Source organism: Streptomyces sp. NPDC027185, assembly GCF_055567035.1.
The window spans coordinates 445,406-460,169 of sequence record NZ_JBVHRF010000005.1; the positions used below are offsets into that span (position 1 = coordinate 445,406).

Annotated in this window: 12 protein-coding genes and 1 pseudogene; 5 read left to right on the top strand and 8 right to left on the bottom strand. The window is 71.7% G+C overall.

Annotated features, from left to right (window positions below):
* Positions 1–345: 345 nt before the first annotated feature.
* Positions 346–981 (bottom strand): HAD family hydrolase, encoded by a 636-nt coding sequence (locus tag ACZ4M8_RS19275; RefSeq protein ID WP_467608861.1) that lies wholly within the window; start codon positions 979–981, stop codon positions 346–348.
* 487 nt (positions 982–1,468) lie between these two features.
* Between ACZ4M8_RS19275 and ACZ4M8_RS19280 the strand changes: the two genes are divergently transcribed.
* The gene (locus ACZ4M8_RS19280; protein ID WP_467608863.1) at positions 1,469–1,921 is read left to right on the top strand and encodes a GNAT family N-acetyltransferase; all 453 of its coding nucleotides are present in this window, start codon (positions 1,469–1,471) and stop codon (positions 1,919–1,921) included.
* Between the two features lie 81 nt (positions 1,922–2,002).
* On the opposite strand, the gene ACZ4M8_RS19285 is transcribed toward ACZ4M8_RS19280, so the two are convergent.
* From ACZ4M8_RS19285 to ACZ4M8_RS19305, 5 genes are all read right to left on the bottom strand, one after another.
* The gene (locus ACZ4M8_RS19285) at positions 2,003–2,686 is read right to left on the bottom strand and encodes a TetR/AcrR family transcriptional regulator (RefSeq protein ID WP_467608865.1); all 684 of its coding nucleotides are present in this window, start codon (positions 2,684–2,686) and stop codon (positions 2,003–2,005) included.
* A 766-nt stretch (positions 2,687–3,452) separates the two neighbouring features.
* Positions 3,453–4,589: a pyridoxal-phosphate-dependent aminotransferase family protein gene (locus ACZ4M8_RS19290; RefSeq protein WP_467608868.1), complete on the bottom strand. Its 1,137-nt coding sequence runs from the start codon at positions 4,587–4,589 to the stop codon at positions 3,453–3,455.
* A gap of 243 nt (positions 4,590–4,832) precedes the next feature.
* Positions 4,833–6,320, bottom strand: coding sequence for a serine hydrolase domain-containing protein (locus ACZ4M8_RS19295; protein WP_467608871.1), 1,488 nt, complete (start codon positions 6,318–6,320; stop codon positions 4,833–4,835).
* Between the two features lie 200 nt (positions 6,321–6,520).
* A complete protein-coding gene (locus ACZ4M8_RS19300; RefSeq protein WP_467608875.1) occupies positions 6,521–7,036 on the bottom strand; it encodes a GNAT family N-acetyltransferase in 516 nt (171 codons plus the stop codon).
* 595 nt (positions 7,037–7,631) lie between these two features.
* Positions 7,632–8,102, bottom strand: coding sequence for a DIP1984 family protein (locus ACZ4M8_RS19305; RefSeq protein ID WP_399088359.1), 471 nt, complete (start codon positions 8,100–8,102; stop codon positions 7,632–7,634).
* Positions 8,103–8,276: 174 nt separating this feature from the next.
* Here ACZ4M8_RS19305 and ACZ4M8_RS19310 point away from each other — a divergent pair.
* Positions 8,277–8,758, top strand: a pseudogene (locus ACZ4M8_RS19310) (GNAT family N-acetyltransferase).
* Between the two features lie 115 nt (positions 8,759–8,873).
* On the opposite strand, the gene ACZ4M8_RS19315 reads toward ACZ4M8_RS19310, so the two are convergent.
* Positions 8,874–9,431, bottom strand: a complete 558-nt coding sequence (locus tag ACZ4M8_RS19315; RefSeq protein WP_467608879.1) for a sugar O-acetyltransferase — start codon at positions 9,429–9,431, stop codon at positions 8,874–8,876.
* Between the two features lie 175 nt (positions 9,432–9,606).
* On the opposite strand from ACZ4M8_RS19315, the gene ACZ4M8_RS19320 reads away from it, so the two are divergent.
* Positions 9,607–10,545 (top strand): LysR family transcriptional regulator, encoded by a 939-nt coding sequence (locus ACZ4M8_RS19320; RefSeq protein WP_467608882.1) that lies wholly within the window; start codon positions 9,607–9,609, stop codon positions 10,543–10,545.
* 35 nt (positions 10,546–10,580) lie between these two features.
* Here the strand turns inward: ACZ4M8_RS19320 and dnaB are convergent, their stop codons facing one another.
* Positions 10,581–12,038: a replicative DNA helicase gene (gene dnaB, locus ACZ4M8_RS19325; RefSeq protein ID WP_467609164.1), complete on the bottom strand. Its 1,458-nt coding sequence runs from the start codon at positions 12,036–12,038 to the stop codon at positions 10,581–10,583.
* 477 nt (positions 12,039–12,515) lie between these two features.
* Here dnaB and ACZ4M8_RS19330 point away from each other — a divergent pair, with 477 nt between their 5' ends.
* Positions 12,516–13,853: an MATE family efflux transporter gene (locus tag ACZ4M8_RS19330; RefSeq protein ID WP_467608885.1), complete on the top strand. Its 1,338-nt coding sequence runs from the start codon at positions 12,516–12,518 to the stop codon at positions 13,851–13,853.
* A gap of 39 nt (positions 13,854–13,892) precedes the next feature.
* Positions 13,893–14,756: a trypsin-like serine peptidase gene (locus tag ACZ4M8_RS19335; protein WP_467608888.1), complete on the top strand. Its 864-nt coding sequence runs from the start codon at positions 13,893–13,895 to the stop codon at positions 14,754–14,756.
* Positions 14,757–14,764 lie beyond the last annotated feature (8 nt).

The window sequence follows — 14,764 nt, forward strand, 5'->3', positions numbered from 1 at the left end:
AGACGGACAAAACTCACATTCCCGCTATAACGCCAGAAGGGCGCCTTCCATACCTCTCAACCTCTCGCTCCGCCGTCACGGACAAACGCGCAGAAGCCATGATGTCGCGGGGCGCTTCACCGCTGGGCCGCGCCGCTTCCGCGCCCGTCGCGCGGGCGCTCACACCGCGCCGCCGCCGAACCGCCCCGACCATACCGGCAGTAGTTGAATCCACAAGGCCCCTTCCACACCAGGCTCCTGCACCACACCCGCGCACCCTCCACACGCCGTATCCGATATCCGCGGTTCCCGTCGAAGGGAAAAATTCACCATGCGCAACGGGCGAATCCACCACGAAATCCCGAATTAGCAAGAGCCGGCGACGAGTTCATATGCCTCGCGGAGATCACGCCCGGTGTACGTCCACGTCGCCAGCCCGCTGACGTGATGATCGGCGTTGACCGCGACCGACTCCGGGACCGCCGCGAACAGCGCGCTGTCCGACATCGAGTCGCCGTACGCCACGCAGTCCGAGCGGGTCAGTCCGTACCGCACGCACAGTTCGTCGGCTATCTCGACCTTCGCCGCCGCGGAGAGGATTCCCGCCGGGTCCACCCGCTCCCGGATCGGCACCGTGGGCCAGCGCGAGCCACGTGCCGCGTCGGCCCCCCAGTCCAGCAGCCGCTCCACGAAGAAGCCGGGCGAGAGCGAGAGTACGGCGCACCGCTCGCCGCGCGCCCGGATGTCCGTCCAGACCTCCCGGATGCCGGCCAGCCAGGGCGCGCCCTCGAACGCGGCCGCCACCAGGGGCTCCGTCAGCTCCGCCGCCCACAGGTCGCACGCCCGCTGCGCGAACTCCGTCGGCGTCAGCTCCCCTGCCGCGAAGCCACGCTCCAACTCGGCGATCTCCTGGTCGAGCCCGAGCAGCCGGGAGATCTCCACGGCGGCGGCCGAGCCGTGGAGCAACGTCCCGTCCATATCGAACAGATGCAACTTCCCCATGCCGCGGAGCCTAGGCGCTCCGCACCGCCCCGCCACCGCCCGTGTACCCCTACTTCTCCCCCATTCCCACCCCTACTCCCCGGCACGGGCAACCACCTCGTACAGGGGTGGACCGCATCTGAACGGCAATTTCCGGGAGAATTCCGGGGCGGAGACGGAACATCCCGGAGACGAAGTCAGGGTCCCGTTCAGGGATTCCCCGGAAAGGGACCCCTGAAAGAGGGCCCTGTCGAAAGGACGGGCCCCGCTCCGAAACCACCGGCACGAGGCCGGGACCGGCCCGGCGGGCAGGTCCCGCCACACGGCAGCCCCGCATGTCCCGTGGCGCACGCCGTCCGTGAGCCGTCGGCGCCGGGTTCCGGAGTCCGCGCTCAGCTGCTCGGCCCCCGGGCCGCGCCCCGGGCCGGAAGCCCCCCCCCCGTGCTCCTCGCCCCGTCGTGCCTCCCCGGCCCATGCCTCCGGTCCGTGTCCGCATAGGGTCGCGCGCATGAGCGCTCTTGAGATCCGCCGCGCGACCGAAGCCGACCTACCGGCCATCGTCGCGATGCTCGCCGACGACCCGCTGGGCGCCACCCGCGAGTCCCCGGACGATCTGACCCCGTACCGCACCGCGTACGACGTCCTCGCCTCGGACCCGCACCAGCACCTGGTCGTCGCGGTCCGTGACGGCCGCACCGTCGGCACGCTGCAACTCACCGTCATCCCCGGGCTCTCCCGGCGCGGCGCCACCCGTTCGATCATCGAGGGGGTCCGCGTCCACACCGAGGAACGGGGCAGCGGACTGGGCACCCAGCTGATCGAGTGGGCCGTCGGCCGCTCCCGCGACCTCGGCTGCCAACTCGTCCAGCTCACCTCGGACGCGACCCGTATCGACGCCCACCGCTTCTACGAACGGCTCGGCTTCGAAGCCTCCCACCTCGGCTTCAAACGCCGGCTCTGACGGCCGCCCCGCCGACGCCCGCGCGCTCCCGGCGGGACCGCCTCCGCCACGCCCGCGAGCGCCGGCCCCCGTGGACGATCCCTACGGGCGCTGCCGCTCGGCCGGCGCCGCGTCGCCATTCCGCGCTCGCGCCCGCCGCGCGCGGTGCGCCTTCTGACGGCACGCCCCGCCGCAGTACCGCGCCGGTCGCCCCGTACGCGCCACCGCCACCGGAGTGCCGCAGACACCGCACTCCACACCGTTACGTCTCCGCGGCCCGGACGGGAGTTCCGTTACGGTGCGCCCTGGGCGGAGCGCGTCGCACGCCAGCTCCGTCATCCGGCCCGGCACTCCCGCCGTGTCCCCCACCGCCACCCGCCGACGCTCCATCGCCAGGCACCCCACCAGCAGGGTCCTCACGTCGTCGATCACGACGTCCTCCCGTACGGCCCCGGCTTCCCGGGCCCGGCGCAGCAGGACCTCGAACGCCGCGACGAACTCCTGCCCGGCCTCGGCCGCATCGCCGGCAGCGGGCGCCCCCGCCGTCTCCAGCGCCTCGCCCAGCGCACGGTTCTCGGTGGCCAGCCGGACCACGGAGGCGAAGAAGCGGAAGAACACCTCGCCCGGTTCCGTAACGTCGGACAGGTCCTGAGCGGTGTCGGCGAAGAGGCGGATGCGGTCCGTCACCGCCGCCGCGAACAGCCTCTCCTTCGACGGGAAGTGGCGGTGGACGGTGCCCGCGCCCACCCCCGCACGGCGCGCGATCTCCTCCAGTGTGACCGCCAACCCGCCCTCGGCAAAGGCAGATCGAGCCGCCTGGAGTACCAGCGCACGGTTCCGCCGGGCATCGGCCCGCGAAGCTCTCCAGCCCCCGCCGGACATCCGCACCCCTCCCGCGAGCGGCGCCCGCAACCTCGAAAACTGCCGTCATTTTAAACGGGGTCCACCACCCGTTTTCTTCTCTGCCACAAAACCTGGCCGTGGCGGAACAACGAATGGACGCAAGTGGACGCGAGGGGAGACGGAACGAGAGGAGCGGAGTGGAGCGGATCCGCGCCGCAACGGAAGAGGCAGCGCTGGAGAGCTGTGCGAGATGACGAGCGGCGCAGAGGAGACGCGAAGCGCGGAGAGGCGCGCGGAGCGAAGCGGGGAGAGCGGCACGGAGAGGTGCGCGGTGCGGGAGCAAAGGAAACTGTGCCGCGCACGGGCCTCAGCAGCGCGCCGGTCCGTCGCCCCGCCCCCCGGTCGCCGAGCTGGCCGTAGCCGCCTCAAGAGGTCCGACTACGCCCTCCCCCAACCCGACATGGAGGAGCGCCAACTCACCTAGTACTTGAGGGTTTTACTCATCACGACCGCCAACTCGCCCTCAAAGACAAAGCGCCCTCAAAGACAAAGGGGGTGGTGCTGTGTTTCACGTGAAACACAGCACCACCCCTCGGAATTCGCCGAAGCCGGACCTTCGCTTCGGGTCAACTCCCTGACTGCTGGGGGCCGGTCCGCCGATACCGGTTCCGGTCGGCCGGTCTCACGCGCGGCCCCGCTGCCGTCCGGATCAGCTGCCGAGAACTTCGCGCCACGCGGCCCCGGCGGCCTCGGCCGCTGCCGCGCCGTCGGCCGTCGCGCCGCGGGCCTCCAGCCCCGCGGCCAGGGCCGCCAGCGAGGACCGCACCACGGAGAGGTCCGCGGCTCGGCCGTAGTGGTTCACCCGGATCATCTCCGTGGCGAGCGCTCCCGCGGCTGCCTGCACCGGGACCGTGGCGTCGGCCGCCAGCGCGGACGTCACCAGATCACCGGCGTCCAGCCCCTCCGGCGTGCGCAGCGTGGTCGCCGCCGGAGCCGCGTCCTCGTCCCGCACCACGTACGGGGTGAGCCCGCCCAGCGCCCGGACACCCGCCCGGGTGGCGGCGGACGCCGCGCGGTGCCGGACGACGGCCGCGTCCAGCCCCTCGGCGTCGACGCGGTCGACGGCCTGCTCCAGGGCGAGCATCTCCAGCTGGGCCGGGGCGTGCGGCAGCGCGGTGCGGCCCCCGTCGATCCAGCGGTGCTTCCAGTCCAGCAGCGAAAGGTACGAGCGGCGGGGCGCCTGCGGGTTGGCCTCGATCCGCTCCCAGGCACGGGCGCTGACCGACACCGCGGAGACCCCCGCCGGGCCCGCCAGCGCCTTATGCCCGCCGATGACGCAGAGGTCCACACCCCATTCGTCGGTGCGCAGCGGTTCCGCGCCCACCGATGCCACCGCGTCCAGCATCAGCAGCGCGCCGTGCTCCCGCACCACGGCGCCGATCTCCGCCACCGGATTGGTGTTGCCGGTGGCCGCCTCGGCGTGCACCAGGCTGACGAAGTCGATCTCCGGGTGCTCCCGCAGCGCCTCCGCGACCTGCTCCGGAGTGACCGCGCCGGTGAAGGGAGCCGTCACGGTCACCACCTCGGCGCCACAGGACCGCAGCCAGCCACCGAAGGTCTCGCCGTACGGCCCGGTGATGATGTTGAGGGCGGTGCTGCCGGGCTGTACCGCCGAGCGGATGCATGCCTCCAGGGGCAGCAGCGCCTCGCCCTGCATCGCCACGACATCGCAGCGGGTCCGCATCAGCGCGGCGACCTTGTCCTCGATCCGCGCGAAGCGGGCCGCGTCGAGCGGCGGCAGATCCAGCAGAACCGGGGCTTCGGCATTCGCAGTCACGGCAGTCACAGTGGCCTTCCAGCGGTAACGAGCCGCACGGTGGCGCGGCTCCTGACGTCTCGCTCGACTGTACGTCCGGGCTCGCCGCCCCTGCCGTACGGGCCGGAGCGCCAACCGGAAGCCCCGGCACGGCTCCGCACGCGCCCGCACCCGGAGCCCCGGAACCCCTGCGGGCCCGGCTCGACGCCCTCACGTCCAGCCCGGCCACGCCGCCCGGTCAGCTCCCCGACCGGCTCGCCCCGCCCCGCGCGTTCAGACCCGCCAGCCCTCCGGGGCCACCCCTCCCGGCACCGGCGCCTGCGGTGCGTACGGGCCCCGGGTCAGGACGAACGTCGCCAGGTCGAGATGGCTGACGGAACCGTCGTCGCCACGCACCACCCGCAGCGTCTCCCCTGCGTAGTAGCCGTCGAGGCCGGTCCAGGTGCCGTCCTGTTTCACGTGAAACCTCGACGCGCGGCCGGTACCGGACAGCGGCGTCAGCTCCAGCCACCGCTCCTCGCGCAGCCGCAGGACGAACGGCTTCGCGCCCCAGTACCAGGGGCCGGTGAGCTCCAGCAGTTCCTCGTCCAACGGCCCGGACAGCGGCCGCCACGGCTCCGGGATGCGCGGCTCGCGGTCGGCCACGGTCTCCAGCAGGCCGGTGGCCGTACCGGAGATGGACGGCCCGTGCGTGCAGTTGGCCAGGGCGATGGCGGCGAGATCCTGGTCCGGATCACACCACAGCGCGGCGAGGAAGCCGGGCATCGATCCGTTGTGCCCGACCAGCAGCCGCCGCCCCGGCGCCCCCGCGTCCGATGCCGTACGGGGGCCCGTTCGGGCCAGTTGCAGACCCAGGCCGTACCCCGCTTCCCAGTCGTCACCCTCCGGCGGCACCGCGGGCACCCGCATCTCCGCGAAGCTCGCCGCGGACAGCACCCGCTCGTCACCGCGCAGCAGGAACGTCGCCCACCGGCACAGGTCGTCCACCGTGGACCAGAGCTGGCCCGCCGGTCCCATCAGCCCCGTATCGTGCGACGGCTCCGGCAGCAGCACGTCGGCCCACGGATGCACCGCCCACCCCCGCACGTACGGCTCCCGCGGCCGTACCGCCGTCTCCGTCATGCCCAGGGGTTCCAGCACCTCGTCGTACAGCACCTCGTGCCAGGGCCGGCCGCCCCGGAGCCGTTCGACGAGTGCGCCCAGCAGCGCGTAGCCGAGGTTGGAGTAGTGGTGGCGTCCACCGGCCGGCAGCCGCTGCGGATGCTCGCCGAAAAGGTCCGCGAGCCCCGGGCGCAGTGTGCCCGAGGTCCGCTCCCACCAGGGGCCGCGCGGCTCGGCGGCGAGCCCGGAGCTGTGCGCCAGCAGCTCTCCGACCGTCGCCTCGGGCGCCTCCGTCCCGTCGAGATGGCGTCCGAGCGGGTCGTCCAGCCGCAGCTTGCCCTCATCGCGCAGCCGCAGCACCAGTACCGCGACGAACATCTTGGTCAGTGAACCGATGCGGTACTGGACGGTGCCGTACGCCGCGGGCGGTTCCGCCGCCCGTGCCGCGCCCCACACCATGCGGTCGCCCCGGACGACCGCGCCGACCACGGACGGCGCCCGCCCCTCCCGCTGCGCGGCGGCGAGCCGGTACGTCAGCTCCCGCCGGGTCTCCGGCAACAGCTCGGCGAACGTCTCGCCCCCGGGGCAGGACGGCGCGTCCCGGCCGTCCGGCGCGCGGACGGGCTCGGGCCCGGGACTCTCGGTCGGCACGGTGGACATGTTCCTCCTCAGCAGCGGCGGACCGCCGTACACGCAACCGCCCGCCGCCGCCCACTCTCCCGCACCTGATCCCCCGCGGGCACCTCGCCCCGCACCGGACGCCCGGTCGCCGGACGGTGGCCGCCGGGAGGTGAGCGCCTCGGGCCCGCGCCGAAGCGCCCGGGGCACCGCCCGTGTCGCCGAGACCGGGCCCTGCCCCGTCATCCCCCGCGGTGATCCGACCCGGTGATCCGGAAGCGGACCGTGTCCCCTTCCGCGGACCACCTCCGGAACCCGGCCTTCTCCAGCACACGGACGGAGGCCGCGTTCGCCGGCTCCGCGTCGGCGAACACGGTGTGGACACCGGGGGCGGTGAGGGCGAAGCGGGCGAAGGCGCCGGTGGCCTCGGTGGCGTAGCCCCGGCCACGGCGGGACGCCGCGATGCCGTATCCGATTTCGAGGGTGCCCTCGACCGTCGGCCGGAACAGGCCGATCGAGCCCACCACCAGGCCGGTGTCCCGTTCGGTGATCAGGCGCTGCCCGTATCGCTCGTCGAGCCGGCCGGGATTCTGCTCGAAGAGGGCCGCGATCACGCGGTCGCCTTCGGCGGGGAAGCCGTCCGCCCAGAAGGGCGACGCGGTGTTGTCGATCACCGCCGCGACCTCGGCCGGGCACCAGAGCCGGAGAACGAGCCGCTCGGTGATCAGCTCCACGGGGGCCGATGAGGAAGAGGTCATGTGGTGTCTTTCCTGGTCGTCGGAGCCCGGACCCGCTCCTCCACAAGAGGTCTGCGAGACCGGGCGCATGTGCAGAATCTCGCGGCCGGCACCCCGGGCAGACCGGCTGACCAGCCGCTTCCTGATCCTTCCGGGGCGTTGCCCCGCCCCTCCGTCGCACCGTGCGAGGTGCTCCCGGCACAGGACAGGCCGCGCCGGACCACAGGAGGAGACACGCCCCGAAGGCGTCCGGCGGATGGCCATCCGCTGAGCCACGTGGTCGTTTCCGCTACCCACGTGGTCGTTGCCGCGTACGCCCCGCTCGCGGAAGACGCGGCAGCGCCGTCGGCGCCCACCGTTCTCCGCGGTGCCGCGATGGTGCCGCGATGTGGAAAGCCCCGAACCCGCCCTCGCCGCCTCGGATCTGCACGTGGTGATGTGCTGTGCGCGGTACGCCGTTACCTGTACGCGGTGCTGAGCTGCACTGTGTCGTGGGGAGTCGAACCCCCGCGTTGCTCTTCACGCGCCAGGAGTGGGCCGGAAAACCGCCGGCCCTCGGGGTGTGCACGCCTCCGAAGCAGCTACCTGCTCCCCATCGTTCCAGCCGCCGAACTTCTCAGTCCAGCAGGTCGACCTCCCAGTTCGTGCGCTGGATCCGCACATCGACCTCGCGAATCTCCCGGGCGAGCGCATCCGCCTGACCGCGCAGTTCCGCGACCGGAAGCGCGGAGAGCATCATCAGCTCGGACCGGAGCTGCCGGCCGTATCCCCGCTCGCCCTTCCCCGCCGCCGCGTCCGCCGCGGCAGTGACGACGGAGTGCCGCAACCGCAGGACATCCCGGCGCGCGAGAGCGTCAGTGAGCGTGCCGTCCGGCCCCATCTCCACGGTCGCGTTGGTCCGGTTGATCCGCCGGATCAACGACTCCAGGGCGTCCAGCGCCTCCCCGGCCTCGGCCAGCAACTGCGCCGCGTCCTCGGCGGGCGTCTCCCCTTCCTGGTACCGCGCACTGCTGACGACCCGCGCCCGCAGCTGCTCCACACGGCGCGTCGCCTCCGCGCGTTCCGCCAGTGCCTCGGCAAGCTTCACTCTCTCCGCCTCCCCCTTCGTGCCATGAGCTCGCAGGAGTATCGGATGCGAAGCCGCCCCTCCGCACCCGGTTTTCGCTCCGCCGTAGCTCTGACCAGCGAGGAAAGCGCGAACGGCCGGCTGTTCCAGGCGCCGCCGGGGAAAATCCGGCTGCCGCGCGGCAGACTCGCCCGTATGGTGCGCCTGCGTGTTCTCACAACCGATGACTGGCCGTTGTGGCGGGACGTTCGTCTCGCCGCGCTGACCGAGGATCCGGACTCCTTCAAGTCCCGTATCGAGGACTGGCACCGCGGCGGGGAGGAACGGTGGCGTGCGCGTCTGGCCCTGCCCGACGCGCACCACGTCGTCGCGTTGCTGCGTGGGCAGGCGGTGGGGGTCGCCGACGGGCTACCCGTGGACGGCGCCTCTGCGAGCTGAGATCGGTATGGGTCAGCCCCGAGGCGCGCGGTCACGGCATCGGAGACCTCCTGGTCACGGAGGTCGAGACATGGGCCCGGCGCTCGGGGGCCACCTCCTTGAGACTCGCGGTACTGCCCGGCAACGAGCCTGCGATGACGCTGTACCGACGCCACGGCTTCCACTTCTCGGGCGAGCTCGGGGACCTCGTCTCCGGCGACGGGTCCAGAGAACGGCTGATGGTGAAACGGCTCCGCTGAGCTGCTGCCCCGGAAGCGCGTCGCTTCCTCAGCCGCTCGCGGATCAGCCGGCTGCCTCCGGGAAAGCGCGGGCTCGCGGCACCTTCCGGCAGCAGAGCCACCACCGGCCGCGCCGTCAGCCGTTCCACCGCTTGCGTTCGAACGCGGCCGGTCCGGTCACCAAGGTGTTGGCGGGCACGTCCTTCGTGACGACGGTGCCGGCGCCGACCACGGCACCACGTCCGATCGTGACTCCGGGGAGCACCGTCACCGCCGCGCCGAGCCAGGCGCCGGCTTCGATCGTGACGGGCGCCATCGTGAGGTATTCGCTCCGGTCGCCGGCTTCCAGCGGGTGATCGGTGGCGATGAGGGTGGTCTTCGGTCCGATCAGCACGCCGTCGCCGAGACGGATGGCGCCGCGGCCTGTGTGATCCATGAAGGTGCAGCCCTGGTTGACGAAGACGTCCTCGCCGAACTCGATGCCTAGTCCGTGGTGCGTGTAGAAGGGCGGATAGACGGTGACGGAGCCGGGGACCGGCTTGCCGATGATCTCGGACAGCAGGGCGCTGCGGGTGGCCTTGTCGTCGTAGGGCAGGGCGTTGAGCCGTGAGGTGAGCGTGTTCACGTACTCGATGCGCTCGGCCACGCGGGCGAACTCGGCCGTGCGGACGTAGAGACGATCTTGATCAGGCATGAGGGTTCCTCACGAGGGGCGCTCGGGCCGGAACTGTTGCGCGGCACCCGCCATGGACGACGGGCGATCAACCACTGGTTGACCTCCGTCATCAAAGCGATCGAGGCAGGAAGGGATCAAACAACGCCCACGACGGCAATGATCAACAGCCGGTTGTCTTCCTAGGATGAGCGGCATGGACGTCACCGCCGTGCGCACCTTCGTCACCGTCGCGGACGCGGGACAGTTCCAGGAGGCCGCCTTCGTCCTGACGATCACTCCGCAGGCGGTGTCCAAGCGCGTGGCCGCCCTGGAGCGGGAGCTCGGTGTCCAGCTCTTCACCCGGGACGCGCGGGGAGCGCGCCTCACCATCGACGGGCAGGCGTTCCTACCCCACGCCCGTACCTTCCTCCAGGCCGCTGAACTGGCCGCCGACTCGGTGCGGCCCGGCAGCCGGGCGTTGCGCGTCGACGTCATCGGCCGCCAACTCTCCCTGGCCGGTCTGCTGCGCGGCTTCCATCTGGCCCACCCCGGGACCGCGCTGGACGTCGTGACGCTGTTCGACCATGACGCGGCCATCACCGCTGTCCAGGACGGGACGATCGACGCGACCTTCCGCGCCGTGACCATGCCGGGCCGGCGACTCCCCCACGGCGTGACGGCCACCGCCGTCTTCGACGAACCGCTCCACCTGTTCACCGGGCCGGGTCATGCGTTCGCGAACGCCACAGCCGTCAGCCCCGCACAACTCGCCGGCCACCGGGTCTGGATGCCCGGCAACATGCCCGGCACCGAGTGGGCCGCCTACTACGACGACCTCGCGGCGGCCTTCGGCATCGTCATCGACACGGTCGGCCCGGACTTCGGCATCGAGCCCCTCCTCGACACCATCGCCGGCTCCACGAAGCTGGCCACTTTCGTCAGCGAACAGACCCCCTTGGTCTGGCCCGCCGGCCACGACCTGCGCCGTATCCCCCTCAAGGACCCGACGCCGATCTATCCGCACTCCCTGATCCGGCGCGCCGACAACCCCCACCCCGCCCTGGAAGCCCTGCTCAGCCACCTCACCTCCGCCTACCCCGGACGTCCCGGCAGCGGGATCTGGGCACCGGCATGGACCGGCCCGCGCCCGTGAGATCCGGCCACGGAGTCTGAGGCCGTCCAGCCTCCCTACGTCTGCGCCATGTCCACGAACCGTGAGTAGTGGCCCTGGAACGCCACCGTGATCGTGGCCGTCGGGCCGTTACGGTGCTTGGCGACGATCAGGTCCGCCTCGCCCGCGCGGGGGGATTCCTTCTCGTACGCGTCCTCGCGGTGCAGCAGGATGACCATGTCCGCGTCCTGCTCGATGGAGCCGGATTCACGCAGGTCGGAGACCATCGGCTTCTTGTCCGTGCGCTGCTCGGGGCCACGGTTCAGCTGGGAGAGGGCGATGACCGGCAGCTCCAGCTCCTTGGCGAGCAGCTTCAGGTTTCGCGACATGTCCGAGACTTCCTGCTGCCGGCTCTCGGCCCGCTTGGAGCCGCCCGACTGCATCAGCTGGAGGTAGTCGATGACCACCAGCTTCAATTCGTTGCGCTGCTTGAGGCGGCGGCACTTCGCGCGGATCTCCATCATGGAGAGGTTCGGCGAGTCGTCGATGTAGAGCGGCGCGGCGGAGACGTCCGGCATCCGGCGGGCCAGCCGTGTCCAGTCCTCGTCCGTCATCGACCCGGACCGCATGTGGTGCAGGGCCACCCGAGCCTCGGCGGACAGCAGCCGCATCGCGATCTCGTTGCGCCCCATTTCCAGGGAGAAGATCACGCTCGGCAGGTTGCTCTTGATCGAGCAGGCACGGGCGAAGTCCAGCGCGAGGGTCGACTTACCCATGGCGGGACGCGCCGCGATGACGATCATCTGGCCGGGGTGCAGACCGTTGGTGAGCGCGTCGAGGTCGGTGAAGCCGGTCGGGACGCCCGTCATCTGCCCCTGGCGGGAGCCGATCGCCTCGATCTCGTCGAGCGCGCCCTCCATGATGTCGCCGAGCGGGAGGTAGTCCTCGCTGGTCCGCTGCTCGGTGACGGCGTAGATCTCCGCCTGGGCGCTGTTGACGATCTCGTCGACATCGCCGTCGGCGGCGTATCCCATCTGCGTGATGCGGGTGCCGGCCTCGACCAGACGGCGCAGCACCGCCCGCTCGTGGACGATCTCCGCGTAGTACTCCGCGTTGGCGGCCGTCGGGACGGACTGCACCAGGGTGTGCAGGTACGAGGCGCCACCGACCCGCGCGATCTCACCGCGCTTGGTCAGCTCCGCGGCGATGGTGATCGGGTCGGCCGGCTCGCCCTTGGCGTAGAGGTCGAGGATCGCCTGGTAGACCAGCTCGTGGGCGGGGCGGTAGAAGTCCTCGCCCTTGAGGACCTCGACGACGTCCGCGATGGCGTCCTTGGACAGCAGCATGCCGCCGAGGACGGACTGCTCGGCGTCGAGATCCTGCGGCGGGACCCGCTCGAAGCCGCCGGACCAGGAGCCGCCCTCCTCGTCCCGCTCGGGGCGGTCACCACGGCCGCGGCCCTTGCCCTCACCCCGGCGGAAGCGGCCGGCCGGCAGCCGGTCCCCCGGACCGGAGTCCGCCCAGGGATCGTCCATGGGCTCTGCCACGCTCACCCCGGCACCTCCTCCCGTCCGCGACGCGGACCTCGCCGTGCCTCTTCCTTCTTACGGCACGGCTCCGACAATTGAGACGCCCGACTCCGGTTACGGCGCGTCGAGTTCACGAGATCCTCGGGCCGAAAGCAGGTGGCGGGCGCCGGTCAACGGTAGGCCCGCGCGCACCGTCCGCCAATCTGGTTATCCACAGGTGGTGTGGATGACTGGCCCTTACCTGTGGAGAACCCCGCCGTTCCTGTGCACGGCCTGGGGGAAACCACTGTGGACAAGCACACACCCGCCCCCGCCGCACCACTGTGACCTGCGGGTTCACCATTCAGGGCCTGTGGGGGAGAAAAACTTCGACAACCTGTTCATGTTCGACGCCGCAGACGTGTGCGCCCTCACCCCGTCCGGCGAAAAGTAAGGATCATAGTCGCCTTGCGTCTATTACCTGTGGAAGATTAGATTGAGTGCATGACACAGGCTCCCGCGGCGCCACGGCGCTCCGCCCGCCGCCACGACCGCGAGATCATCGCACTCGCCCTGCCGGCCTTCGGCTCCCTCGTCGCGGAACCCCTGTTCGTCATGGTCGACAGCGCCGTCATCGGCCACCTCGGCACCCCCCAGCTGGCCGGTCTCGGCGTCGCCGCCGCCCTGCTCACCACCGCCGTCTCCGTCTTCGTCTTCCTCGCCTACGCCACCACCGCCGCGGTCGCCCGCCGCGTCGGCGCCGGCGACCTGCCCGCCGCGATCCGCCAGGGCATGGACGGCATCTGGCTGGCCCTCCTCCTCGGCGCCGCCGTCATCACCGCCGTCCTGCCGACCGCCCCCGCACTGGTCGAGCTGTTCGGCGCCTCCGGCACCGCCGCCCCGTACGCCACCACCTACCTGCGGATCAGCGCCCTCGGCATCCCCGCGATGCTCGTCGTGCTGGCCGCCACCGGCGTCCTGCGCGGCCTCCAGGACACCCGCACCCCGCTCTACGTCGCCATCGGCGGTTTCACGGCCAACGCCGCCCTCAACATCGGCCTGGTCTACGGCGCCGGACTCGGCATCGCCGGCTCCGCCTGGGGCACCGTCATCGCCCAGTGCGCCATGGCCGCCGTCTACCTCGCCGTGGTGATCCGCGGCGCCCGCCGCCACGGCGCCTCGCTGCGCCCCGACGCCGCCGGGATCCGGGCCTGCGCCCAGGCGGGCGTGCCCCTCCTCGTCCGCACCCTCTCGCTCCGCGCCGTCCTGATGATCGCCACCGCGGTCGCCGCCCGGCTCGGGGACGCCGAGGTCGCCGCCCACCAGATCGTCCTCACCCTCTGGTCACTGCTGGCCTTCGCCCTGGACGCCATCGCCATCGCCGGTCAGGCCATCATCGGCCGCTACCTCGGCGCGGGCGACGAGGAAGGCGCCAAGGCCGCCTGCCGCCGCATGGTGCAGTGGGGCATCGCCTCCGGAGTCGTTCTCGGCGTCCTCGTCGCGGCCGCCCGGCCGCTGTTCATCCCCCTGTTCACCTCCGACGCCGCGGTGCGCGGCCCGCTGCTCACCACGCTCCTGGTCGTCGCCCTCACCCAGCCCGTTTCCGGTGTCGTCTTCATCCTCGACGGCGTCCTGATGGGCGCGGGCGACGGACCGTACCTGGCCTGGGCGATGCTGGTGACGCTCGCCCTGTTCGCCCCCGCCGCGCTGGCCGTCCCCGCCCTCGGCGGCGGGCTCACGGCGCTGTGGTGGGCGATGGCCCTGATGATGACCGTCCGGATGCTGACGCTCTGGCTCCGTGCCCGCTCGGGCCGGTGGATTGTGACCGGTGCCTTCCGGTGATCCTCTACCGATCTTCGCAACGTTGCCGATAATGACGGAGTGCGCCCGCTTGCCTGGAAAACGCTGCTGCCCCTGACGCTGGTGGTCATCGGGGCAGGCGTCGCCACGGGTTACGCCACCGAGGAGCCCCCGCCACCGCCCCTCGCCGCCCCGGACGGCTTCGGCAAGTCCGGCATCGGCGACGAGCCGCCCCAGGACCAGGACCCCGAGGCCACCGCCCCCGCCTCCGACGGCAGCGCCTACACCCCGCGCCGTACGGAGGAGAACGCCCGCATCGGCGCGGTCTTCGAGAAGGACGACACCGGCAACCACTTCTGCACCGCCAGCGTGGTGCAGAGCCCCGGGCGGAACATGCTGGTCACCGCCGCCCACTGCGCCTTCGACCCGGACACCGGCAAGCCGGTCGACGACCTCGTCTTCGCCCCGGACTACCGCGACGGCGACGAACCCACCGGCCTGTGGAAAGTCCGGAAGATCTTCGTCGACCCCCGCTGGGCCTCCTCCGACGACGAGGACCTCGACGTCGCCTTCCTCACCCTCAGCCCCAAGGGCGGCAAGCAGATCCAGGACGTCCTCGGCGGCAACACCCTCGGCATCGACCGCGGCTTCGACAACGAGGTCAAGATCACCGGCTACCCCTCCAGCCGGGACACCCCCATCTCCTGCCAGAACCGCACCACGAAGTACAGCAGCACCCAGATGCGTATCCAGTGCGACGACTTCGCCGGCGGCACCAGCGGCAGCCCCTGGCTCGCCGACTACGACCCCAAGAGCCAGACCGGCACCGTCATCGGCGTCCTCGGCGGCCACCTCGGCGGCGGGGACGAGGACGACGTCTCGTACGCCTCGTACTTCGATGACGACATCGCCGCCCTCTACCGGCGCGCCCAGGACGGCGACTGAGCCGTCCC